The following is a 23,371-nucleotide window of genomic DNA, read 5'->3' on the forward strand; positions in this document are numbered from 1 at the left end:
TGACGGGGCGGGGCGCCGGGGCGGCGGGGTGACGGGGCGGGGCGCCGGGGCGGCGGGGTGACGGGGGTTCTTGGATGGTGGGTTGGGTTGGGAGGTGGGGGGATTTGGGGTGGGACGAACGGTGCTTTACTCGACTGGCACCTGCACCTCTTGCTGGGAGAAGTCGAAGATGAGTGAGCCGTCCGTAGGCGTGCGTCGGCCGGTGTGGCGTAGTGCCATGGTGGGGCGGGATCCGGAGGAGGGGCATCGTGCCGCTACGCCGTTGGAGTTGTTGTTCGATCTCTGCTTCGTGGTGGCGGTGGCGCAGGCGGCGGTGAGTCTGCATCATGCGCTCGCTGAGGCGCACGTGGGGGCGGGGCTCGTCGGGTACGCGATGGTGTTCTTCGCCATCTGGTGGGCCTGGATGAACTTCACGTGGTTCGCCTCGGCCTACGACACCGACGACGTCCTCTACCGCCTGCTGGTCCTGGTCCAGATCTCGAGCGTGCTGATCCTCGCCGCGGGGGTGCCGCGCGCCTTCGAGTACAAGGACTTCGGCCTGGTGACCCTCGGCTACGTGGTCATGCGCCTGGCCATGGTGGCCCTGTGGCTGCGGGCCGCCCGGGAGGATCGGGCACGCAGGCGGGTGGCCCTGCGCTACGCGCTGGGCATCACCGTCGTCCAGGCCGGCTGGATAGCCCGCCTGGCCCTCCCCGAGTCCACCGGCCTGGCCTCGTTCCTGGTCCTGGTGGCCGCGGAACTGGCCACCCCCTTGTGGGCCGAGCGCTCACTCACCACCACGTGGCACTCCAGCCACATCGCCGAGCGCTACAGCCTGCTCACCATCATCGTGCTTGGCGAGTCCATCCTCTCCGCCACCGTAGCGGTCCAGGCCGGCCTGGACGGGGAGGCCCCCACCTCGACCATGCTCACCATCGCCCTCAGCGGCCTGGTGATCGTCTTCTCCATGTGGTGGCTCTACTTCGCCCACCCCGCGGAAAAGATCCTCACCTCGAACCGCGTCGCCTTCCCCTGGGGCTACGGCCACTACCTGATCTTCGCCTCGGCCGCCGCCGTAGGCGCGGGCCTCGCCGTCTCCGTCGACCACGCCTCAGGAAAATCCCACCTGGGCGACTTCGCCACCACCACCGCCCTGACCGCCCCCGTCGCCGTGTTCGTCCTCAGCCTCTGGCTCGTCCACGCCCGCCCGCACCACCCGGGCCCCCTGATCACCGCCGCTTTCCTCGCGGCCCCCGTCCTGATCCTCGCCACCCCCTTCACACCCTTCCCCCTTCCGCTGACCGCCCTGATCATGGCCGCTCTCACCGCCGCGTCGGGCCGGGGAACCGCACGCACACGGTGAGCCCTCCCTCGGGATTGGCGGTGGCGGTGAGCCCGGCCCCATGGGCCTGCGCGACCGCCCGGATGATCGCCATCCCCAGCCCCTGACCCGGCACCCCGTCCTGCTGAGTACGGGGACGCAGCCGCACGAACGGCTCGAACAGCTGCCCCACCGTCCCCGGCGCCACCGCCGCCCCCGTGTTGCTCACGGTGAGCGTGGCGGCCCCGCCGGAATCGACCGAAGAGACCTCGACCAGCCCACCCGGATGGTTGTGCCGCACCGCGTTGACCACCAGATTGTCCGCCAGCCGCCCGAGCAGTACCGGATCACCGTCGACCCGCGCGGCCCCAAGCCGCACCCGCACCGAAACCCCCCGCGCCTCGGCCTCCGCCCCGGCCCGTTCCACCGCTTCCCCCACCACCGCCGCCAGATCGACGTCACGCCGCTCCACACCCCCGTAATCCGCCCAGGCGAGTGTCAGCAACGCCTCCACGATCCGTTCCCCCCGCTCGTTAACGGCCAGCAACTTGCTCGTCAACTCGCTCATGTCGCACCGTTCCGGATGCGCCGCCGCCACCTCCAGGATCGCCCGGCTGGTGGCCAGCGGCGTGAGCAACTCGTGCGACGCGTTCGCCGCGAACCGCCGCTGCGCCTCGAACGCCGCCTCCAGCCGGGACAGCATGCCGTCCACGGTGTCCGCGAGCCGTTTGACGTCGTCGTCCGGCCCGGCCAGCCCCACCCGCTGATGCAGGTTGCCCGCCGCGATCCGGGCGGCGGTCGCGGTGACCCGGTTGACCGGCGCCAGCGCCCGCCCCGCCATGAGCCGTCCCGCCCCGAGGGCGATCACCCCGCACACCGCCAGCGCGATCGCGGACGCCTGGAACAGCCCGGACGCCGGTGACGCCGCCACCGGGGGCGGCCCCCCACCGGGCGCGACCGGCGCGACGGGCGGGGTGGCCAGGTTCCGCATCAGAAGGTACACACAGCTCAGCAGCGCGACCGCCACCACCAGGAACGACCCGAAGTAGATCAGCGTCAGCCGGGCCCGGATGGGCAGGGAAGGCGTCCCCACCCCGGCCCGCGGCCGTACCGCCGCCGGTGCCGTCATCGCGGGGCCATCCGGTATCCCACCCCGACCTCGGTGTGGATCACCGGCGGCTCGCCCAGCTTGCGCCGCAGCCCGTGCAGGGCGATCCGCACCGCCCCGGTGAACGGGTCGGCGTTCTCGTCCCACGCCTTCTCCAGAAGCCGTTCCGCGCTCACCACCCCGCCCCCCGCCGCCATGAGGATCTCCAGCACCGCGAACTCCTTACGGGTGAGCCGCACCTCCCGCCCGTCCCGCGCGACCTCCCGCAGATGCGGATCGAGCCGCACCCCCGCGTGCTCCAGCACCGGCGGCCGAGCGGGCCCCGTCCTCCGGTGCAGCGCCCGCACCCGCGCGATCAGCTCCGCCAGCCGGAACGGCTTGGTCACGTAGTCGTCGGCCCCCAGCCCGAAGCCCGCGAGGGTGTCCGGCAGGTCCCGCGCCGCCGTCAGCATCAGGATCCGGCACCCCGTCCCCGCCTCCACCATGGCCCGGCACACCTCGTCCCCGTGCACCACCGGCAGGTCCCGGTCGAGCACCACGACGTCGTACTCGTGCACCGTCACCCGCTCCAGCGCCGCCGCCCCGTCGTGCACCACGTCCACGGCCATCGCCTCGTGCCGCAACCCGGTCGCCACCGCCTCGGCCAGCAACCGCTCGTCCTCCACCACCAGCACCCGCACGCCGCCTCCTCGCGTCCACCCCCATGGTGACCGGCGCGGTGTTCGGTCGCCGTTACGTCCCTCAGTGGATTCCGGAGCCGGGGTTCGCCTCGTCCCATCGCTCGCGGGCCCGCGCGATGGCGTCCTGGTGCTCCGCCGACCAGTCGGCGAGCGCTTTGACCAGGTACGTAAGGCTGTGCCCCATCGCGGTGAGCTCGTAGTCGACCTGCGGCGGGACCATCGGATGGACGGTGCGGGTGATCAGCCCGTCGCGCTCCAGGCGCCGCACGGTGAGCGTCAGCATGCGCTGCGAGATGCCGGGGATCGCCCGCTGCAACTGACGGAAGCGGCGGACGCCCTGCGCCAGCTCGACCACCACGAGCACCGACCACTTGTCGCCGATCCGGTCGAGAACCCCGCGTATGCCACAGTCCTCGCCGCCACACGTGACGACGGGCTCGGTGGTTACCGCCGTGTGCCCCGCTGACATCGAAGTGCCTCCTTCCGCGCCGCGGAACGAGTCCGCAGCATGGTTGCGGTTACCGAAAAGAACCTACTCCCCGAGGGAGACCTCCGTTGATCCTCGTCACCGGCGCCACCGGCGCTCTCGGCACCCTGGTCGCCGAGCGGCTGTCCGGCCGCGACGACGTCCTGCTCGGCACCCGCGACCCCGGGCGCGCCCGCGGCCCGCTGCCGGTCCGCCGCACCGACTTCGACGCCCCCCGCGGCCTCGCCGAGGCGTTCGCGGGCGTGGACGTGCTGCTGCTGATCTCCGCGGGGTACGGCGAGGACGACACCGTCATCGCCCGCCACGGCGCCGCCCTCGCCGCCGCGCGGGAGGCGGGCGTGGGCCACGTCGTCTACACCAGCCTGAGCGCGGACGGCGACCATCTGCCGTACGCGCTGCCGCACCGCTGGACCGAGCGCCGGCTGCGGGAGAGCGGGCTGAACTGGACGATCCTGCGCAACGGCCTCTACGCGGAACTGCTGGCCTGGCTCGCCGCCCCGTCGCCGGACGGCACGATCACCGCGCCCCTGGCCGATGGGCGCCTCGCCGCCGTGGCCCGCGCCGACCTCGCCGACGCCGCCGTCCGGGTCGTCACCGGCGCGCCCGCCCACGCGGGCCGGGTGTACGAACTCGTCGGCGAACACGCCATCGGCGGCGCCGACCTGGCACAGGCGTACGGCCCGCACGTCACCTACGCGCCCGAGACCCTGGCCGAGGCCCGCACCCGCGTCGCCGCGTCCGGCGCCGAGCCGTTCCAGGTCCCGATGCTGGTCGGCACGTACTCGGCCATCGCCGCGGGTTTCCTGGACCGTACCGGCGGTGAGCTGCGCGAACTGCTCGGCCGGGCCCCTCGTCCCGCGCTGGAGGTCATCGGCGCCGCGTGAGGCCGGAAACACCCGCCAAACACCGCATCTGCCGCAATGGAGCCATGGACCCGCGAAAGGACACGCTCCCATGGCGAACCGCACTCTGATCATGACCGTCCTGCTGGCCGCCGGACTGCTCTCCGGCGGTGCCGTCTACGCCGCGACCCTGGACGACGGCGACTGCGGCACACCCCCCGCAAGCCTCACCAGGGCCCAACGCCCTCCGGTCGCACCGGCGGCTCCCAATGCCCCAGCCCCGGCCGTCCCCGTTGCTCCCGCTGCTCCAGGCGCGCCCAACGCCCCGGCCATGCCCAATGCCCCGGCCGCCCCCGTCGCGCCCGCCATGCCGGACATTCCCACCGTTCCGGACGCCTCCGCCGACGGCCCCCTCTGCGTCGCTCCCGCCGCTCCCGTGCCCCCCGTCCCTCCGATCCGATGACCCGGTGGCCGTGCGGCGGACACGTCCCGCCGTACGGCCACCCGGCCGTCAGGGCTACCCGCGTCCCCCGTCCGCGGGCCGGTACCGCGACACCACGGCCCTGCCGTCACAGACCTCCGACTCGACGAGCTCCAGGTGGATCCGCCCCTCCGGCCGGGGGAACAGCGGCTTCCCCCCGCCGAGCACGACGGGCTGCACCCCGATGTGGTACTCGTCGACGAGCCCGAGCGCCGTGAGGGACGCCGCCAGCCCGGAACCCCCCGTGAGCAGGAGATCCTTGCCGTCCTCCCGCTTCAGCGCCGTGATCTCCGCCGCGAGGTCCTTGCCGATCACGGTGGCCCCGTACGGGGCCGAGTCCAGGCTCCGCGACACCACGACCTTCCGCGTCTCCCGCCAGATCGGCGCGAACTTCAGATCGTGCTCGTGGTCCGACATCGACTCCGCCTGCGGCCAGTACGACGACATCATCTCCCACACCACCCGCCCGTACAGGAAGGTGTCCGACCTCTCGACCAGCCCGAACGAGTACGCCGACAACTCCGGCCCCATGCTCGTCCAGTCGAACTCCCCCTGAGGGCCCTCGATGAACCCGTCGAGCGACGTGTGCACCCAGTAAATGATCTTCCGCACGCCGAACTCCCTCCACAGGCCCTCTCACGGAGGACCCGTGCCCGTCCATGAGCCCCCTCGGGGACCCAGAGGCACCTCGATCGGCACTCTCACCGGACGGTCGGAGTCACCGGCGCGTCCTCGACATCCGCCCCGGAACCTTTTCGCCCTGCTTCCAGCTCAGCCGCGCCGTGCCCGCGCCCGCCGCTTCCCCTCGTGCATCGCCTGCACCCGCGCCACCGGAATCGTGTGCCCTTCCTCCACCAGATCCACCGGCAACTCCTGCGGCTCGGGCATGTGCTCGGCCCACGGATCCCCGTCGCCTAGCGCCTCAAGCGCCGTGTGGATCGTGAAGTCCCCCGGCGTCACGGAGCCGAGATCGTCCCACCCCACCGGGAACGACACCGGCGCCCCCGGCCGTATCCGCGGACTGTAGGCCGCCACGACCGTCGCCCCGCCCGCCCGCGTCGAGTCCAGGAACACCTTCCCCCCGCGGTCCTCCCGGATGAACGCCGTCGTCGCCAGCGCCGGATCGATCCGCTCCGCCCGCGCCGCCACCGCCCGGGTGGCCGCCGCCACATCCTCGATCGCCGAGGCCGCCACGGGCACGAACACGTGCACCCCCTTGGCTCCCGACGTCTTGACGGCCCCCGCCAGCCCCGACTCCTCCAGTGCCTGCCTGATCAGGTGAGCCGCCCGCACCACCACCCCGAACGCCTCCCCCTCCGGCGGGTCGAGATCGAGCACCATGTACGTGACCCGATCCGGCCGCTCCGCCATCGCCAGCCCCACGTGATACTCGACGGCCCGCTGGTTCGCGAACCACAGCAACGACCGCCGATCATCACACAACGCGTAGGAGACCTCCCGCCGCGAGGACTCGGCCCACACCGTGACCGTCCGCAACCACTCCGGCGCGTACTTGGGCACGTTCTTCTGCATGAACGGCTCCTGCCCCTCCCGCACCCGCACGACCGACAACGGCCGCCCCCGCAGCACCGGCAGGATCCGCTCCCGCACCCCGTCCAGATAGTCGACCAGATCTTTCTTGGTGGCCCCCGCCCCGTCGAACAGCGGCTTCCCGAGATTCGTCAGCGAGACCCCGTCCCGCACCTCATCACTGCCCATACCCCACCATCCCACGGCCCCCGTCCCCGCCGCAGTGCCCCCGAGGGCGCGCCGGGGCGGGGACCTGGAGGGCTCGCCCGATCAGGAACCGGCCGCCGCCGTCGCTGGCCGCCGCCACTGCTCGGACCCGAAGACCTCGTAGCGGATCCGCTCGTCGGGCAGGCCGCGCCTGTGCAGGCCGGCCCGGACCGCCTGCATGAACTGGATCGGGCCGCAGAGGTAGACGTCGGCCTCGGGGTGCAGGGGGATCACGTCGGTGTCGATGCGCCCGGTGAACGCGCCGGGGGCGCCCTGCTCGTACCAGACGAGGCTGCGGAAGGACCGCAGACGGGAGCCGCTGGCGTGCATGTCGGCGCGCAGGGGGTGGCGGTCGGGGCTGCGGTCGGCGTGTACCGCGGTGACGTCGCGGCTCGGCTGGGCGCGGGCGACGTGGTCGAGGATCGCGGCCATCGGGGTGATGCCGACGCCCGCGCTGACCAGTACCAGGGGTGCCTCGCCGTCGCGCAGGGTGAGCGCGCCGTAGGGGTGGCTCAGCCGAAGGCGCCGCCCGATGGCGACGTGGTCGTGCAGGAAGCCGGAGACCTCGCCGTCCGGGGTGCCCTCCGCGCCGCGCACCCGGCGCACGGTGATCCGCAGCGCGCCGGCGGCGGGTGCCTGGGAGAGCGTGTACTGCCGCAGCTGCCGGGTGTCGCCGGGCAGGTCGGCGGCCACGGTGACGTACTGGCCCGGCAGGAAGCCGGGTGCGGCGCCGCCGTCGGACGGGACGAGGATGAACGACACGGTCTCGTCCGCCTCGGCGATCTTGTTGGCCACCGTGTACTCGCGCCACGGGTCGGCACCGTCCACCCCGGCCTCGGCGTAGAGCCGCGCCTCGCGCCCGATCAGCCGGGCCGCGAACAGCCAGTACACCTCGTCCCACGCGGCGGCGACCCGCGGCGTGACCGCCTCGCCGAGCACGGTCCCGACCGCCCCCAGCAGGTACCTGCCGACCACGGTGTACTGCTCGGGCCGGATGCCGAGGGCGCAGTGCCGCTGCGCGACCCGCTCCGCGATCTGGTCGATCACCGGGGCGTCCGCCCCCGTTCCCACCAGATGCGCCGCGAACGCCGCGACCGCGCCGGCCAGCGCGTACTTCTGCTCCCCGGTGGCCTGCGCGCTCCGGCTGAACAGGTCCAGCAGCTCAGGGTTCTCGCCGAGCATCGTCTCGTAGAAGACCCCGGAGATGGCGTCGAGGTGTTCCCCCACGACGGGCAGGGTCGCCCGGACGATCGGAACGCTGGTAGCGGAGAGCATCGTTTTCCCCCAGAGAAAAGCAGTTGGATTTCAGTGGCGCCCGAGTTCGAGCAGCACCTGCCGCGTCGGCGGCGCCGTGAGATCCCCGACCGTGATCGGATCGAGGCTGGCGTAGAACGCCTCCTGTGCCCGCCGCAGAGCCCCCCGCAGCAGACACCCCCGATTCAGCGGACAGGGCGGGTCCCCCTCGCAGTCGACGACCTCGGTCGCCCCTTCGAGTTCCCGCACCAGCCCTCCCACCGAGGCCGTCCGGGCCGAGGCGGCGAGCCGCACCCCTCCGCTCCGCCCTCGCACGGTCTCCAGCACGCCGAGGTGCTGGAGCCGCTGGACGACCTTGGCCAGGTGATGCCGCGGCACGACCAGCGACTCGGCCATCTCGTCGATGGTGAGCAGCCGGTCGCGGGCCGCGCCGAGCATGAGGACCCGGAGACCGATGTCGGTGGACCGATTGAGACGCACAGGCCGAACCTAACATAAAGAGGACTCTCAGAGTCCTCTTTATGACGCATGTCACCCCACCCGGACGAGTACGCCCCGGCCTGCGCCGATGAACGCCGAAGAGCCACACGGGGTCTCGCCCCGTGTGGCCGATGAAGATCTACCGGCGCCGTGCCGCCAGGGGAACCGTCACCTGCCCCGCCGGGCCGCGGCGAGGGCCGACTGGAGGGCGTGGTAGGCGGGCTTGGGACGGTAGTCGTCCCACAGGATGGTGGCCTGGCCCTGGTCGGGGAAGAAGATCGGGACCCAGGAGTACTTCTCGATGGTGCCCCAGACGGTGAAGGACTTGCAGCGCTTGACGCTCAGGCACGCGTCCAGCGCCTGGCGGAAGTAGTCGGCCTGGGTCCGCAGCTGCTCCTCGGTCGGCGCGGCGCCGCCGGGCAGCGGCATCCGCACGTCCACCTCGGTGACGGCGGTCTCGAAGCCGGCGTCCTCGAAGCGCTTGAGGTTGGCGGCCATGGTGGCGGGGAAGGCGTTCGGCAGGCTCAGGTGCCCTTGCACGGCGAAACCGTGGACCGGCACGCCGGCGGCCCGCAACTCCTGCGCGAGCCGCAGGTAGGCGTCGCTCTTCGCGTTGATCCCGTCGGCCCCGAAGTCGTTCAGGAACAGCTTCGCCTTGGGGTCGGCCTGGTGGGCCCAGCGGAACGCGTCGGCGATGACACCCGGGCCGAGCGTCCGCAGCCAGATGTTCTCCGACGTGCGCAGGTTGCCGCTGCCGTCGAAGATCTCGTTGGTGACGTCCCACTGGTAGATCTTGCCCTTGTAGCGTCCCACCACCGTGCGGATGTGGTCCCGCAGGATCCCGCGCAGCTCGTCGGCCGTGAAGTTCCCCTCCGTCAGCCACGCCGGGTTCTGGCTGTGCCAGAGCAACGTGTGCCCCCGCACTCCTTGGTCGTGCTCGCGGGCGAACCTCACGATCGCGTCCGCCGCGCGGAATTCGTACCGGTTCCGCTCCGGGTGGACGAACTCCCATTTCAGCTGGTTCTCCGGCGTCAGGGAGTTGAAATGCACGTCCAGCGCCCGGCGGTACACACGGTCAAAGGTGAAGGGATCCGGATAATCCTGCTCCAGATGGTGCCCCCCGCCGGCCGCCGCGGCCCCGACGCGGAACCCCTTGGGCGCCACCCGGCGCAGCGGCGCCTTGGCCCACCCGTGCGACACGGCACCGGTGGCCTGCTCGGCCGCCACGGCGTCCCCCGGCGACGTGGTCGTGGCCTGCGACGCTCCCGGGATCAGCAAGGCCGACATCCCGGCCAGGACCACGATCGTACGGGCCACCCTCATCGCTGACTCCTTCACGCGGGGGTCGGGGAGGTGCCATGTCAGCTGTTCATAAATATCTCCGGATCATTACTTAGGGTGTCTAAAGACGTCAAGGCCGAAAATACCGGGAAATTCCATCAGTTCACCGGAAGATGCCTGACCTGGTGATTCGCATGCGCCCCTGTGGCATGTGAACCGTACTTACAGGACTGGCGAGGTAAGTTTCCTGATTTGCGGAAATTCCCAAACATCACCGGAGACGGCGCCCCCGCGCTCACCCGGCGAAGTCGGCCGGCCCGTACCGGGCGTGGGGCGCCCTCATGACGAACGCCCAGTAGCGGTCGCCGTAGGACCAGTGCCACCACTCGGTGGGGTAGTTCACGAATCCCGTCGCCGTCATGGCGGCGATCAGGACCTGCCGGTTCCCCTTCGCCTCCGCCGAGATCTCCGGCGACCCCGTGTAGCACTCGGTGCCGTACTCCGGAGGTGTCGCGTTGACCTCCGTGCCCATCGGCAGCTCGGTCCCGTCCACGGTGCACAGTGTGACGTCGACCGCCCCGCCGGCCACGTGCGGCGCCACCTCGGGCGGCGAGACGTACTTGCCCGCCTCGGCGCGCAGCCGGTCCGGCGTCCAGCCGGGATGCGCCCGCCGCATCCTGGTCAGGCAGTTCGCGAAGTAGCGTTCCTGTAGTGCGTACGGTCGATATCCCTCCACGAGGAGCAGCCGCAGGCCGCGGGGGAGCTGGGTCTGCGCGGCCGTCAGACGGTCGGCGACGCCGAGCCGGACCTGCGCGTGGGCGCCCAAAAGATCGGCCAGCCGGAGGTCCACCCGGATGACCTCGTCGTTCCGGAGATCGATGAGAGGCTCGCCGGACTCCTTCACCGGCATGGCGGCGATTCGCGGGTCGGACAGAAGAACGTGCTGCGCCATGAAGCCCTCCGTGGGCGGATCGGGGAGGCATGACGCAGCATCGGCCCGGCCGCTACAAGTCCGCTGTAATCCGGGTTACAGCGACAACTCGCCGTACTCCCTGGAGCCGTGCAGCCGGAAGACCTCCACGGCCTCGGCCCGGGTCGTCTCGGCGGTGGCGGCGTCGCCGAGCGCCTCGTGCACGCCGGCCAGATCGCGGAGGGTACGGGCCCGGAACAAAGCGGCGCGCAGGCGTTCCCAGATCCGCAGCGACTCCTCCAGGCACTCCTTGGCCTGGTACAGCCGCCCCTCGGCCAGGTGCAGCTCGCCGAGCGTGCGCAACGTGCACGCCTCGCCGAACGAGTCCTGCAGCGTGCGCAGCAGCGTGAGGGATTCCCGCAACGGCTCCCTGGCCTCGTCGAACCTGCCCTGACGCAGCAGCGCCTTGGCCAGCGCGCGCACGCAGTACGCCTCCATCATGCGGTCGTCGGCCGCCTGGAAGACGGCCAGCGCGCGCCGGGCGAGCTCCTCGGCCCGGCCCGCCTCGCCCCTGGCGCGGTGGTAGAGCGACATGCTGCGCAACGTCAGGCCCTGGCCGCGGCGGGACCCCGCGGCGGTGAACAGCGCCAGCGCCTCCTCCAGATCGGACCACGCGGCCGGGTAGTCCCCAATCTCCAGCCGCACGGTGCCGGCTAATCGCCGCACGTGGCCGAGCGCCGAGGCGTCGTCGTGGCCGGTCAGCAGCTCCCGTGCCCGGTCCAGGAAGTGCAGCGCCTCCGGCAGGTACCCCTGTTCCCGGCAGGCGGCGCCGAGCGCGGCGAGCGCGGCGCCCTCGCCGCGGCTGTCCTTGGCCGCGCGGAACATCGACAGCGCCTGGCTGAGGTAGGCACGCGACTCGGCGAACAGGTCCCGCTCGTAGTGCAGCTGCCCGAGGCCCGCGAGCAGGGTCGCCTCGCCGAGGGCGTTGTCCATGCGGCGGGCCGCGGACAGCGCCGCCTCGTGCGTCCGGTGCCAGCTCGCGAACGGGTCGTCGAAGACGTACTGGTGCCCGCCGAACGCCGTGCACGCCAGCGCGGCGGTCAGCTCCACGGCGAGGTCGTCCAGGTTCGACGCCGCCGCGAGCTCGACCCCGGCGATCAGCGCCTCCTGCTCGCCGCGGAACCAGGCGTGCGGATCGGCCACCACCAGTCGCATGACCTCGTCGTCCACCGGGCGGGCCAGCCGGTAGGAGGCGGGCACCGAGATGAGATACGGCGGCGCCGCCTCGTTGATGCGCTCGACCAGCCAGATCCACCCGCCGAGCACCCTGGCGACGACGGCGTTGCGGGCCGCCGCGTCGTCCTCCGCCAGGGCGCGCTCCTTGGCGAACAGCCGGATCAGGTCGTGCAGCCGGTAACGGAGCTGCCCGATCGGGTCGACGCCCTCGACGTCGACGAGCGAGACGTCCACGAGGTCTTCCAGGATCCGCTCGGCCTCGTCCACGTCCGTCTCCAGCGCGGACGCGGCCACCCATGCGGGAAAGGACGGCAGGCCCAGCAGGCCGAGGCGGCGCAGCGCCGTCCGCGCCCGGGGCGGCAGCAACGCGTAGCTCAGGCTGATGCCGGCCCGCACCTGCTGGTCGCCGACGGTCAGCTCGTCCAGCCTGCGCCGCTCGTCGGCCAGCCGGTTGAGCAGCCGCGCCAGCGGCCACTGGCGGCGCGAGGCCAGCCGGGCGCCCGCGATGCGGATGGCCAGCGGCAGCCGCCCGCACAGCCTCACGATGGCGTCCGCGGCCTCGTGCTCGGCCGCCACCCTGCCCTCACCCGCGATCCGCGCGAACAGGTCGACCGCCGTATCCGAGGGCAGGACGCCGAGCTCCACGAACGTGGCACCCGCCAGCCCCACGAGCCGATTGCGCGAGGTGACGAGGACCGCGCTGCCGGACCCGCCGGGCAGCAGCGGCCGCACCTGCGCCTCGGTCGCGGCGTCGTCCAGGACCACCAGTTTGCGCTGGTTGGCCAGCAGCGTGCGGTAACGGCCGGCCCGGTCCTCCAGCGTCGCGGGCAGCCGCGTCGTGGCGGGATCGAGCTCCCGCAGCAGCCTCCCGAGCACCTCCTCGGGCCCGGCCGGGGCGTCGCTCGTGCCGCGCAGCTCGACGTGCAGCTGGCCGTCCGGGAACAGCCCGGCGACCTCGTGGGCCACCCGGAGCGCGAGGGCCGACTTGCCCATGCCGCCGGCGCCGGAGATCACGCAGATCGGCATCGCCTCCGGCCGGAGCAGCGCCGCGCGCAGCGTCGCGATCTCGTCCTCCCTGCCGATGAAGTCGGCCGGCGGCGGGGGCAACTGCCGGGGCCGCCTGCCCCGGGCGGGCGTCAGCAGGGCCGGATCGGACCGCAGGATCGCCTCGTGCGCCTGCCGCAGCTCGGGCCCCGGCTCGATCCCGAGCTCCTCGACCAGCACCTGCCTGCCCTCGCGGTACACGGTCAGCGCGTCCGCCTGCCGGTTCGCCCGGTAGAGCGCCACCATGAGGTCGCGGCGCAGCCGTTCACGGGCGGGATGGAGCGCCACCAGCGCGGCCAGCTCGTCGAGAAGTTCCTCGCCCTGGCCCATCGCCAGCTCGGCCGTGACCCGCTCCTCGACGACGGTCAGCCTGAACTCGTCCAGCCGCACGGCCTCGGCACGCAGGAACGAGTCGCCGATCCCGCCGAGGGCCGGGCCCCGCCACAGCGCCAGGGCGGCACGAAAACTCTCCCGCGCCTGCGCGTGACGGCCCTCCTGCACGGCCAGCCGTCCCTCGTCCACCCGCCGCTCGAAGACCAGCAGGTCGAGCGCGTCCGCCGGCACCTCGGCGAGATAGCCGACGCGATGCGAGACGATCACGGGGGTCATGCCCGCGCCCTCCAGCGACCGGCGCAGCGACGCGACATAGGTCTGCAGCACGGCACGCGCGGTGGGCGGCGGGTTCTCGCCCCAGACCACTTCCATGAGCCGCTCGACCGCCACGATCCGGCCGCGGTCGAGCAGCAGCGCGGTGAGCAGCGCCCGCGGCTTGGCTCCGCCGAGATGCGCCTGCCGTCCCCCGTTCCACGCCTCGACCGGGCCGAGAAGCCGGAACTCCATGCGTCCTCCCCAAGGACGAGGGCTTCGCTGCACAGAGACTAAGGGGCCTATTACGGGACGCACCAGGCTCAACCACCATCTACAGCGAAGTTGCAGGAGGGTCACTCACTCTCTCGGTGTCCGATCAGGACGACTAAGAGAGATGAGGGATCACGATGAGTGAGATCCGCGCCGCCGGCAGGCGGCTCACCGCGGGACTGGCCGCCGCGCTGGTGGTGGCCACCGGCCTCACGGCCGTCATGTCCTCGCCCGCTTTCGCGGTGAGCAGGGCCGCGATCGTTTCCGCCGCGCAGAGCGAGCTGGACAACGGCACCCGCAACCACGAGAGCCCGATGGGCAGCGGGTGCAACTACTACACCGGTTTCTTCCGCCCGTGGAAGCCGTCGGCCGGTTGCCCGAGCTCCGGTGGCGTGCAGTGGCGTGACAGCGACTGGTGTGCCGACTTCGCCAAGTACGTCTGGCGCAAGGCCGGCGTGAAGCATGCCGACGTCCCCGAGGGCAGCGGCGGCGTCCTCGACGGCTGGGCCGCCTCGTTCAAGAACTACGGCGTCGCGTACGGGACCTGGCACACCCGGGGGAGCGGCTACACCCCGCAGCCCGGGGACGCGGTCGTCTTCGACTGGGACCAGAGCGGCGACATCGACCACGTCGGCATCGTGAAGAGCGCGACGAGCAGCACGGTCCACACGATCGAGGGCAACAGCGGCGACAGGGTCCAGTCCAACTCGTACTCCCGCACGAACCCCGACATCGTCGGCTACAGCGCCCCCGTCAACGGCTCGTCCACCCCCGAGCCGCCCCAGGAGGGCCGCGACTCCACGGGCTACTACAACCCGGCCGACGGGACCTTCCACTTACGCGACAGCCTCGACGACGGCGCCTCCAACCACGCGTGGGACACCAACCTCGAGACCATCCCCGGGGCCGTCGTCCTGACCGGCGACTGGAACGGCGACGGCAGCGACTCCACCGGGTACTACAACCCGGCTGACGGCACCTTCCACCTGCGCAACCCCCTCGGTGAGGGAACCTCCAGCTACGGCTGGGACACCGGCCTGGAGTCCATGCCCGGCGCCGTGATCGTGACGGGTGACTGGAACGGCGACGGCAAGGACTCCACCGGCTACTACAACCCTTCCGACGGCACCTTCCACCTGCGGGACAACCTCGACGCGGGCGGCTCCAACCACGCGTGGGACACCGACCTCGAGACCATCCCCGGGGCCGTGATCCTCACCGGTGACTGGAACGGCGACGGCAAGGACTCGCTCGGCTACTTCAACCCCGCCGACGGCACCTACCACCTGCGGGACACGCTCGACGCGGGCGGCTCCAACCACGCGTGGGACACCGCCCTGGAGACCGACGTCCCCGGCGCCGTCATCGTCACCGGCGACTGGAACGGCGACGGCAAGGACTCCGTCGGCTACTACGACCGCCGCGACGGCACCTTCCACCTCCGCGACGCGCTCGGCGACGGCGCCTCCGACTACGCCTGGGGCACCGCCCTGGAGACCCTCCCGGCTGCCGTCATCCTCACCGGCGACTGGAACGGCGCCTGACGGAACCCTTGATGTACCTGGCACCTCGAAGCATGGCGACCGGGACGGGCTCCCGGTCGTCATGCTTCCGCCGGCGCGCGGCCGCATCCGCTCCCCGCCGGACATCCTCACCGGGCAACGTCCCCGCGTGTGATCCCCGCTGGACCAGCACGACGGCCCGGGTTATCGTCAGATCAGCTCACGGCCACACCCCAGCGCCATGCTCGTGCCCTTCGTCACCGCGAACCCACCTCGGGGTGAGTCATGACCTCCAAACTGGTCACCCGGATCCTCCTGGCCCTGTGCCTCCCCGTCGCCCTGCTGGCGACGGCCGCCCCCGCCCAGGCGGCCGGGCCGTACTGCATCCCCGAGGCCCCCGTGTGCGCGGGCCTGAGCGGCGGCACCTTCGTCTTCACCATCAAGCCGCCACCCCTCGGCACCTTCATGTTCAGCGCCACGGTCAACGGAGCCCGCGCCAACGGTTCGATGTCCGCCTTCACCGTGCCCGGCTACATGCAGGGCTGGTTCTACCCGAGCCCGCCCCTGGTCTCCGGCGACGTCTTCTGCATGACGTTCCACGCCTACGGCGTCCCCCCGGGCCCGTACTGCGGCACCGCCTGACGGCAGGCGCGTCTGTCTTCACCCCAGCCGCGCCATGCTCGACCTCATCGGCGAGCGCTGTCACGCCTCGGTGACACAGCCGCGCGCGGATCACGCACCTTCTGACAGGGGACAGCGAACGTTTCAATCCCGGGTGGCGTGGGCGCACCGTTGTACGTGTCGCCTTTCGCGCCGGCCGGATGGCGGTGGTTCTGGCATGTCATCCAGGTTGACCAGGGAGAACTTCTATTCCCGAGTCGCGGCCGGGTGATCGACCATTCGCAGTGCGTAATGTCAAGTTCATTGACTGCACGCTTGTCATTCACTTATTGTTCCGCTCGGGCTCCCGAAAGTTTATTGCAAATCTCTGAAAGTTTCGGCGATCGTTCCCGCGGGACCCCCTGCCCAGAGGCGGGCGGTGCCCAGCCAACCCCGGCGGCGGCTCAGGAGGAACAAACGTGATCTCTCAGCTCGTCCTGTTCGCGATCGACATCTGCGCGGTGGCGTTGCTCGTCTTCGGGCTCTACTTTCCCCGTCACCGCCGTCGCGACCTGGTCGTCGCCTACCTGGGCGTCAACATCGGCGTCCTCGCCGTGGCCAGCGCGCTGAGCGCCAGCAACGTCGGAGCCGGGCTCGGGCTGGGGCTCGCGTTGTTCGGCGTGCTGTCCATCATCCGCCTGCGCTCGACGGAACTCGACCAGCACGAGGTCGCGTACTACTTCTCCGCGCTCGCCCTCGGCATCCTCGGCGCGCTGAGCACCACCTCGGTGTACCTCAGCGGCGGCCTGATGGGGCTCATCCTCGTGGTGATGTTCCTCGGCGACCACCGGCGGCTGCTCCGGAACTACCGCCACCAGATCCTGGTGCTCGACTCGGCCATCACCGACCACTACGTGCTCGTCGCGCACCTGGAACAACTGCTCAACGCCCGCGTGCACGCCGTCACCGTCCAGCGGCTCGACATGGTCAACGAGACCACCGTGGTCGACGTCCGATACGCGATGAGCGAAGGCGGCCTGACCGCCGAACCCGCCACGCCCGCGCATTCCGGAGCGCACCGATGACCACGGCACTCATCGCGCCGGCCCTGACACGGCTGGCCCCCGTCGGGCTCGCCGAGCTGATCGACCGCGCCGCGCTGCAGACCAGGGTGGACCGCAAGTACCTCGTCCCGGCGGAGGCGCTGCCCCACCTGCTGGAGCGCCTCACGCCGTACGCCCAGGCGCTGGACATCGACGGCGAGCGCAACTTCCGCTACAAGTCGGTGTACTTCGACACCCCGCGGCTGACCAGCTACTACGGCGCGGCGTACCGCAGGCGCCGGCGCTTCAAGGTGCGCACCCGCACCTACGTCGACTCCGCCCAGTGCTGGCTCGAGGTCAAGATCAGCGGCGGGCGCGAGAGCATCACCAAGCACCGGCTGCCGTACCACCCGGACGACTGCGACAACGTGCACCCGGGGCGCGCGTTCGTCGACGAGGCGCTCACCCGCGAGTCCATCGGTCCCGCCGCCGGAAACTCCTTCGACCCGGTCCTGGTCACCGAATACCACCGCGCCACCCTGCTGCTGCCGGACACCGCGAGCCGGGTCACCCTCGACACCGAACTCGCCTGGCGGCTCGGCGACTCGACGCTGCGACTCCCCGGCCTCGCCGTGGTCGAGACCAAGACCACCTCGGCCGCCACGCCGGTCGACCGCATGTTGTGGCAGACGGGGATGAGACCCGTACGCATCTCCAAGTACGCCACCGGTCTGGCCGCTCTCCGCCAGGACCTCCCCGACGTGCCGTGGCGGCGGACGCTGCGCCGCCACTTCCATGGCGCCACCTGGTCGATGGACCCGGCGCCGGCCATCTCCCATCGACCCGAACAGGAGGCATCGTGCGTCTGATCTTCCGCGGCACCGGCGCCGTGGCCGCCGCCGTGCTTCTCGCCGGAATCCTCTCCCCACCTCCGTTATCGGCCAGCGCCGAACCGTCCGGCACCCGTCCGGCCGATCGCGTCTCAAGCATCGCGGCCGCCGCCGCGGCGGACGACCTGACCGGCGACATCGTCTTCTCCGTGCCGAGCGGCACCTTCCAAAACCAGGTGGCGGTGTCGCTGAGCACCGCGATCACCGGAGCACAGATCCGCTACACCACCGACGGACAGCTCCCCACCGCGCAGTCGCCTCTCTACCAGGCACCGCTCCAGTTCACCCGCACCACCCAGCTGCGCGCTCAAGCCTTCGTCAGCGGGGCGGCGTCCGGCGCACCCGGCACCGCCATGTACGCCGCCCGCAGCACCACCACCGCCCACGACCTCCCCGTGATCATGATCGACTCCTACGGCGCCGGCAAGCCCGCCCGGGAGTACTTCAACGCCACCACCATGATCTTCCAACCCCCCGCCGGCGGCACGACCTCACTGGCCGCCGCCCCCGCGGTCGCCACCCGCTCCGGCTTCCACCTGCGCGGACAGTCGTCGGCCACGTTCGAGAAGACCCCGTACCGCCTCGAGTTCTGGGACAACGACAACGACGACGCCGACTACCCCGTCCTCGGCATGCCCGCCGACTCCGACTGGGTACTGCGCGGCCCGTTCACCGACAAGGCGCTGATCCGCGAGGCCTTCATCTACGACCTGGGCAGGGAGATGGGCCTGAAGGCCCCACGCTACGCCTTCGCCGAGTTCTACCTCAACACCGACGCCACCCCCGTGGGCGCCAACGACTACATGGGCGTCTACATGATCGTCGAAACGATCAAGAACTCCAAGGACCGTCTCGACCTCAAGCAGCTGGACGAGGAAGACATCACCCTGCCGAAGCTCACCGGCGGCTACATCTGGAAGTTCGAGTGGATGGCCGCCGAGGAACCGACGCTCCCATGCACCGGCCCCACCTCCACCTGCTGGAACTACCTGGAGGTAGTCGACCCGTCCCCTCTCCAGCCCGAACAGCGTGAATGGCTCCGCGCTTACCTCCAGGAGTTCCACAACGTCCTACGCGCCCCGAACTTCGCCGACCCGGCCACCGGCTACCCCGCGTACATCGACGTCGGCTCCTTCATCGACCACATGATCATCAACGAGCTGAGCCGCGGAATGGACGCCTATCTCCGCAGCGCCCACTTCTACAAGGACCGAGGCGGCAAGATCTTCGCCGGCCCGCTCTGGGACTTCGACCTCACCTTCGGCGTAGGCGGCTTCTTCCAGAACGACCAGGTAGCCGGCTGGCAATACCAGCAAACCCGTCAGCCCCAGGCCAACGACTGGTACGCCCAACTCCTCCGCGACCCAGCCTTCGTCAACCAGCTCAAGTCCCGCTGGCAAACCCTCCGCCGCGGCCTGTTCTCCGACACCGCCCTCCAAGCCAGAATCGACAACCTGACCCGCCCCCTCCCCAACGCCGCCCAACGCAACTTCCAACGCTGGCCCAACCTCTCCACCCGCATGATCGGCTTCTTCAACACCCCCACCGCCCCCACCTGGCAAGGCCAGGTCCAAGCGATGCGCGACTGGATGCTCCGCCGCACCGCCTGGCTGGACTCAACAGCCGGCTGGGGCGGCCCCACCACCACCCCCACCGTGACACCGACCGTCACTCCCACCGTGACACCGACCGTCACCCCCACCCCGACCCGAACCCCCACCCCGACCCCCACGGCATCCGGCGCCTGCTCCGCAGCGCTCCGAGTGACAAACTCCTGGCCCGGCGGCTTCCAGGCCGAGGTCACCGTCCGCGCCGGCAACACCCAAATCAACGGCTGGACCACAAACTGGACCTGGCCCGGCACCCAGACCATCACCCAGTTGTGGGGAGGCATCCGCTCCGGCACCGGCGCAGCCGTAACAGTCCGCAACGAAACCTGGAACGCCTCCCTCACCCCCAACGCCACCACAACCTTCGGCTTCACCGCCAACGGCACCTCAGCCACCCCAACCCCCACCTGCACCAGCCCCTGACCCCCGACTAACCACGACGAACGGGCCCGTGGCGCACCGACACCGCCAACGCACCACGGGCCCACCCCAAAAGGGCGTTTCATGCCAAGGTTGGGTCATGCGGACGATGGACGATGAAGGGCAGGTGCTGGACGCCGAGTACTCGGTGGAGGCAGAGCCAGCCGGCCAGTTGCTGTCGTTGGTGATGGAAAGCAGTTCGGGCAGCAGGACTTCGACCGGCCGCGCACCAAGGAATGTCGATTACCGGCGGGCGCTGGAAGTGTTGTTAAGGCGGCTGAAGGCTCGGCGAGCCGTACTGCTGGATGGCGTGGTCGATTCGCGCATCACCAGTTCACTACCTGAAGAAAAACGTCGGCTCTTTGCGCAGCCGATCATATTGAAGGACGCGGACGACATCGCCGCGCTGCGGCGCCGCCTCTGCACGGCTCAGTCCCTGATCGGCCAGGTCCCCGAAGCGACAAAGGCCGGCAACGGCACGAAGCGCATTCGGCTCCGACTATCAGTCCCCGGCTACAGCACCGCGGACGCCGCTCTTCTGGCCGGCGAACTCGCGCGTCCGGCATCCGCCGAGCTACCCGAACAGGATGCATTCACGCCGCCCCGTAAGCCTCTTGATGAATGGTGGGCGGACGATCCCACAGAGCGGTACTGGATGGAGATTACAACCCGACCGGACTTGGGCAGCAACCTCATCGCCCCACGCCTGGACGGCAGCGGCGCAGAGTATTGGTCATACAGCCTCGTGACAGCAGTACGCCCGGGGGACATCGTGTTCCACTGGCACAAGGGCCTCAACACCGCCCCGGGCATCGTGGGACACTCCATCGCGGCAGCCGGACCGTTCGACGACCGGCTCGTGTGGGAAGCCCGTGGAACCTACGGCCGTCAGCGTCCCATAGACGGCCGCCCACGCCCCGCCTGGCGCTTCGAATTAACCGGATACACCGCGCTGGCCTCCCCGATCGGGCAGGAGATTCTCCGGCCTCTAGAAGATCAGATCCGACGCTTCAAGGATGAGCTGGGAACCCAAGTCAGCGGACCGCTCTACTTCCCTTTCGTCTTTTCCGGCAGCCGGCCGATACGCACCAGCCAGGCCTACCTAGTCAAAGTTCCAGCCGGACTTCTCCAGCTTGTCCCGGGTATGACCGAGCCGATTCACGGCCTCGCAGCCTTTCGCGCCCGGCAAGCCGGCACCTCGCAAACCAAACCCCGTCACCGCTCCGGAACCGGCTACATTGCCGATCCGGTTCTCCGTAAAGCGATCGAGGAACACGCCGTGCGGTGCTCCCTCGATTACTATCCTGACTACGACATCAACGACGTAGGCACCACAGAGTCCTATGACCTGCTCGCAGTCAAGGGTGACGAAGAGATCCATATCGAGGTCAAAGGCTCAACCGGCACCGCCGACACCGTCGAACTGACCTCCAACGAAGTCGCGCATGCCCGCACCACCCGCACCGACCTCGTCGTCATCGACCAGATCAGCTGGGAACGCCTCCCCGACGGCGCCATACGCACCTACGGCGGCCGCCGCCGGCGCTGGACCACCTGGCAACCCGACGAACACGATCTCCGCCCCACCAGCTACCGCTACCGTCTCCCAGAACAACACCAGCAGGATTAACTCAGCGCACCACGCGGATCATTGCTCAGGATGGAGGGCAATCACGGCCGAATATAGGCACGACTCACTCGGCCGACCTCACCTCTTCGAGCCACAGCCGACCGCTGAAGCCGCCTCGGTCGACCCGCTTGCGGCGTGCCGCCTCCTGGACCTGCTCGCCGGAGAATCCGAGTGCCGTGGTGAGGACTGCCAGCACCTCGTGGACGTCGGCCAGTTCCTCTAGTCGATCACCAGGCTCAGCGAGACGCAGTTCTTCGGCCTCTTCGGCGAGCTTGGCCGTCAGAGCGGGGACCAGCTCCGACTCACCGAGGACACGCACCTTGGCCGTACGGCCGCCGGCCTCGATGATCTCCGGGATCCGATCACGGACCAGCTTGCCGTAGATGATCGTCTGCTGCTGGCCCAAAACATCACTCTCTTCCCATAATGTCCGCGTGGATTACCGACGCGGCGTGGTCACCGGTGAGAGCGTATGGCGTGCCATCGTCTTGTACGGCGCCAACTCCGCCACCTACAAGTTCGCCTTCGCCACGACGCTGCTGGAAATCGCCGCCACCGGCCGGAACCGGGTCACTCTCGAGGAACTGGCGCCTCGGTACGCCGAACTGCTCTGCCGGGCCCTTCAGCGCCAACCTCGCCAGGGCACCGCCGCCCGCAGCAAGTTCCTGGACGCCTGCCATGCGTTCAACGCAGGCGAACTGGACGGTGACGCACTGCACCGGCGAACCGTCCACCTCGGTTTCAACAACGTAATCGACGCGTTCCCTCAGCTCGGTGGCGATCAGGCCCCGGTGCGCTACTACGAGGACCAACGAAAGTCCCCCGGCACCCCCGGACTCGTGCTCCGCGACGAGCTACTGCATCTCGCGCACTCGGTACACGCCGAAAACCTAGGCTCCGAAACCGCTGCCCGTTGGCGGCTGGTGGAGACAGCATGGGCGACGGGCATATCCGGCGCCGTACTCACCCCCGCGCTGGTCTACGATCCTGACACCCAGAACCTGATGCTCCAGACCAAGCAACGCCGCAAAAACGTCACCGGAGTCGTCGCCGCCCTCAACGGATACCAAGACGGCCGCTGCGCCTACTGCAACACGATCATGACCCAGAACCCCACAACCGGGCCCGTCGTCGAGCACGTCCTGCCCTGGAAACTGCGCACCCGCCCTTGGCCCGGTCCCGACATCGACGCCATCTGGAATCTGGTCCTGTCCTGCAAGCCCTGCAACCAGGCAAAGCAAGATCGAGCCCCACATGAAACCTGGATGCCCTGGCTCGAGCGGCGCAACAACGACCTCATCGAATCACGCCATCCACTGCGCGAAGTACTCATGTCCCAGACAGGCGAAACCGCAGCCATCCGACACGCCACCCTCAAGTCCGCTTATCAAATGGCGACCGAGCTACTTCCGATCGTTTGGGCACATCAGGACCTCAGATAACGCCGGAGCGGTTCAGCCCGGCACCCGTTGCCGCGGTGCACCCGCACGCAACCGAGGTGGCGATTGGGCTGCGTCGCTCTGGAGGAGTGCGCAGGGCAGTGCGCCATGACGATCTGACCCGGTTTCCGTACACGCAGCGGCACACTGCCCGCTGGCTGAAGGCCAGTCGCCGATCCACGCAAAAAGACCAGGTCAGCAGTCGGTGACCTGGTCTGGCGGGCGCGCCCTGAGGGATTCGAACCCCCGACCGTCGGATTAGAAGTCCGATGCTCTATCCGGCTGAGCTAAGGGCGCTTGGAACTTGGTGGTGAGCAGGGTGTTCTGTGGTCGTGGTGGACGGTAGCATATCTGATTGCTGGTTGAACAGTATCGGATTTGGGGGGTGGTGTGGTGCGGGCTCGAAGACGGGTGGTGTCGGTGCCGCTGCTTGATCTGGTGGGGTCTTGGGAGGTGGCTTTGCGGGCGGCGGGGCGGTCGCCGGGGACGATACGGAGTTACCTTGACAGCGTACGGGCGCTGGTGGGGTTTCTTGCGGA

At 70.1% G+C, this 23,371-nt stretch carries 21 protein-coding genes and 1 tRNA gene; 10 read left to right on the top strand and 12 right to left on the bottom strand.

The genetic code is table 11. The annotated features are described in order from the left end of the window. Nucleotides 1-268: 268 nt before the first annotated feature. Nucleotides 269-1,342, top strand: a complete 1,074-nt coding sequence (locus tag ACFP1K_RS29155; protein ID WP_380759217.1) for a low temperature requirement protein A — start codon at nucleotides 269-271, stop codon at nucleotides 1,340-1,342. On the opposite strand, the gene ACFP1K_RS29160 is transcribed toward ACFP1K_RS29155, so the two are convergent. The 3 genes from ACFP1K_RS29160 to ACFP1K_RS29170 form a co-directional block, all read right to left on the bottom strand. Continuing rightward, the gene (locus ACFP1K_RS29160) at nucleotides 1,302-2,429 is read right to left on the bottom strand and encodes a sensor histidine kinase (protein WP_380759219.1); all 1,128 of its coding nucleotides are present in this window, start codon (nucleotides 2,427-2,429) and stop codon (nucleotides 1,302-1,304) included. The two genes, ACFP1K_RS29155 and ACFP1K_RS29160, sit on opposite strands and share 41 nt — an antisense overlap. Further along, on the bottom strand, nucleotides 2,426-3,088 hold the full coding sequence (locus tag ACFP1K_RS29165) for a response regulator transcription factor (RefSeq protein ID WP_380759221.1): 663 nt from the start codon (nucleotides 3,086-3,088) through the stop codon (nucleotides 2,426-2,428). The genes ACFP1K_RS29160 and ACFP1K_RS29165 overlap by 4 nt, the downstream gene beginning before the upstream one ends. A 61-nt stretch (nucleotides 3,089-3,149) precedes the next feature. Further along, the gene (locus ACFP1K_RS29170) at nucleotides 3,150-3,557 is read right to left on the bottom strand and encodes a winged helix-turn-helix transcriptional regulator (protein WP_380759223.1); all 408 of its coding nucleotides are present in this window, start codon (nucleotides 3,555-3,557) and stop codon (nucleotides 3,150-3,152) included. 86 nt (nucleotides 3,558-3,643) lie between these two features. Here ACFP1K_RS29170 and ACFP1K_RS29175 point away from each other — a divergent pair, with 86 nt between their 5' ends. Both ACFP1K_RS29175 and ACFP1K_RS29180 read left to right on the top strand, forming a co-directional pair. After that, a complete protein-coding gene (locus ACFP1K_RS29175) occupies nucleotides 3,644-4,459 on the top strand; it encodes an NAD(P)H-binding protein (RefSeq protein WP_380759225.1) in 816 nt (271 codons plus the stop codon). Nucleotides 4,460-4,529: 70 nt separating this feature from the next. Next, nucleotides 4,530-4,880 (top strand): hypothetical protein, encoded by a 351-nt coding sequence (locus ACFP1K_RS29180; RefSeq protein ID WP_380759227.1) that lies wholly within the window; start codon nucleotides 4,530-4,532, stop codon nucleotides 4,878-4,880. A gap of 54 nt (nucleotides 4,881-4,934) precedes the next feature. Here ACFP1K_RS29180 and ACFP1K_RS29185 read toward each other — a convergent pair whose 3' ends face one another. The 7 genes from ACFP1K_RS29185 to ACFP1K_RS29215 form a co-directional block, all read right to left on the bottom strand. Then, nucleotides 4,935-5,510, bottom strand: coding sequence for a dihydrofolate reductase family protein (locus tag ACFP1K_RS29185; RefSeq protein ID WP_380759229.1), 576 nt, complete (start codon nucleotides 5,508-5,510; stop codon nucleotides 4,935-4,937). A gap of 159 nt (nucleotides 5,511-5,669) precedes the next feature. Then, nucleotides 5,670-6,617, bottom strand: coding sequence for a DNA polymerase domain-containing protein (locus ACFP1K_RS29190; RefSeq protein WP_380759231.1), 948 nt, complete (start codon nucleotides 6,615-6,617; stop codon nucleotides 5,670-5,672). Nucleotides 6,618-6,698: 81 nt separating this feature from the next. Continuing rightward, nucleotides 6,699-7,910 (bottom strand): globin domain-containing protein, encoded by a 1,212-nt coding sequence (locus ACFP1K_RS29195; RefSeq protein WP_380759233.1) that lies wholly within the window; start codon nucleotides 7,908-7,910, stop codon nucleotides 6,699-6,701. 30 nt (nucleotides 7,911-7,940) lie between these two features. Then, nucleotides 7,941-8,369, bottom strand: coding sequence for an RrF2 family transcriptional regulator (locus tag ACFP1K_RS29200; RefSeq protein ID WP_380759235.1), 429 nt, complete (start codon nucleotides 8,367-8,369; stop codon nucleotides 7,941-7,943). A 168-nt stretch (nucleotides 8,370-8,537) separates the two neighbouring features. Beyond that, nucleotides 8,538-9,692 (bottom strand): endo-1,4-beta-xylanase, encoded by a 1,155-nt coding sequence (locus ACFP1K_RS29205; protein WP_380759237.1) that lies wholly within the window; start codon nucleotides 9,690-9,692, stop codon nucleotides 8,538-8,540. Nucleotides 9,693-9,945: 253 nt separating this feature from the next. Next, nucleotides 9,946-10,602, bottom strand: a complete 657-nt coding sequence (locus ACFP1K_RS29210) for a M15 family metallopeptidase (protein ID WP_380759239.1) — start codon at nucleotides 10,600-10,602, stop codon at nucleotides 9,946-9,948. 75 nt (nucleotides 10,603-10,677) lie between these two features. Beyond that, on the bottom strand, nucleotides 10,678-13,680 hold the full coding sequence (locus tag ACFP1K_RS29215; protein WP_380759241.1) for an AfsR/SARP family transcriptional regulator: 3,003 nt from the start codon (nucleotides 13,678-13,680) through the stop codon (nucleotides 10,678-10,680). 155 nt (nucleotides 13,681-13,835) lie between these two features. Here ACFP1K_RS29215 and ACFP1K_RS29220 point away from each other — a divergent pair, with 155 nt between their 5' ends. The 6 genes from ACFP1K_RS29220 (at nucleotide 13,836) to ACFP1K_RS29245 (ending at nucleotide 21,393) form a co-directional block, all read left to right on the top strand. Beyond that, a complete protein-coding gene (locus ACFP1K_RS29220; protein WP_380759243.1) occupies nucleotides 13,836-15,242 on the top strand; it encodes a CHAP domain-containing protein in 1,407 nt (468 codons plus the stop codon). A gap of 243 nt (nucleotides 15,243-15,485) precedes the next feature. Then, nucleotides 15,486-15,842, top strand: a complete 357-nt coding sequence (locus tag ACFP1K_RS29225; protein ID WP_380759245.1) for a hypothetical protein — start codon at nucleotides 15,486-15,488, stop codon at nucleotides 15,840-15,842. Between the two features lie 437 nt (nucleotides 15,843-16,279). Then, nucleotides 16,280-16,885, top strand: coding sequence for a DUF4956 domain-containing protein (locus tag ACFP1K_RS29230; RefSeq protein ID WP_380759247.1), 606 nt, complete (start codon nucleotides 16,280-16,282; stop codon nucleotides 16,883-16,885). Further along, nucleotides 16,882-17,712: a polyphosphate polymerase domain-containing protein gene (locus tag ACFP1K_RS29235; protein ID WP_380759249.1), complete on the top strand. Its 831-nt coding sequence runs from the start codon at nucleotides 16,882-16,884 to the stop codon at nucleotides 17,710-17,712. Before ACFP1K_RS29230 ends, ACFP1K_RS29235 begins: the two co-directional genes overlap by 4 nt. Further along, entirely contained in the window at nucleotides 17,703-19,766 is a 2,064-nt protein-coding gene (locus ACFP1K_RS29240) for a CotH kinase family protein (RefSeq protein ID WP_380759251.1), read from the top strand. Before ACFP1K_RS29235 ends, ACFP1K_RS29240 begins: the two co-directional genes overlap by 10 nt. A 97-nt stretch (nucleotides 19,767-19,863) precedes the next feature. Further along, nucleotides 19,864-21,393 (top strand): protein NO VEIN domain-containing protein, encoded by a 1,530-nt coding sequence (locus tag ACFP1K_RS29245; protein ID WP_380759253.1) that lies wholly within the window; start codon nucleotides 19,864-19,866, stop codon nucleotides 21,391-21,393. A gap of 64 nt (nucleotides 21,394-21,457) precedes the next feature. Here ACFP1K_RS29245 and ACFP1K_RS29250 read toward each other — a convergent pair whose 3' ends face one another. Next, nucleotides 21,458-21,799 (bottom strand): phosphoribosyl-ATP pyrophosphohydrolase, encoded by a 342-nt coding sequence (locus tag ACFP1K_RS29250; protein WP_380759255.1) that lies wholly within the window; start codon nucleotides 21,797-21,799, stop codon nucleotides 21,458-21,460. Between the two features lie 28 nt (nucleotides 21,800-21,827). Between ACFP1K_RS29250 and ACFP1K_RS29255 the strand changes: the two genes are divergently transcribed. Next, entirely contained in the window at nucleotides 21,828-22,835 is a 1,008-nt protein-coding gene (locus tag ACFP1K_RS29255) for an HNH endonuclease (protein ID WP_380759257.1), read from the top strand. A 220-nt stretch (nucleotides 22,836-23,055) separates the two neighbouring features. On the opposite strand, the gene ACFP1K_RS29260 is transcribed toward ACFP1K_RS29255, so the two are convergent. Next, nucleotides 23,056-23,129, bottom strand: a tRNA-Arg gene (locus ACFP1K_RS29260). Between the last annotated feature and the right edge of the window lie 242 nt (nucleotides 23,130-23,371).

This window comes from Sphaerisporangium aureirubrum, from assembly GCF_042658925.1.
GTDB lineage: Bacteria > Actinomycetota > Actinomycetes > Streptosporangiales > Streptosporangiaceae > Sphaerisporangium > Sphaerisporangium aureirubrum.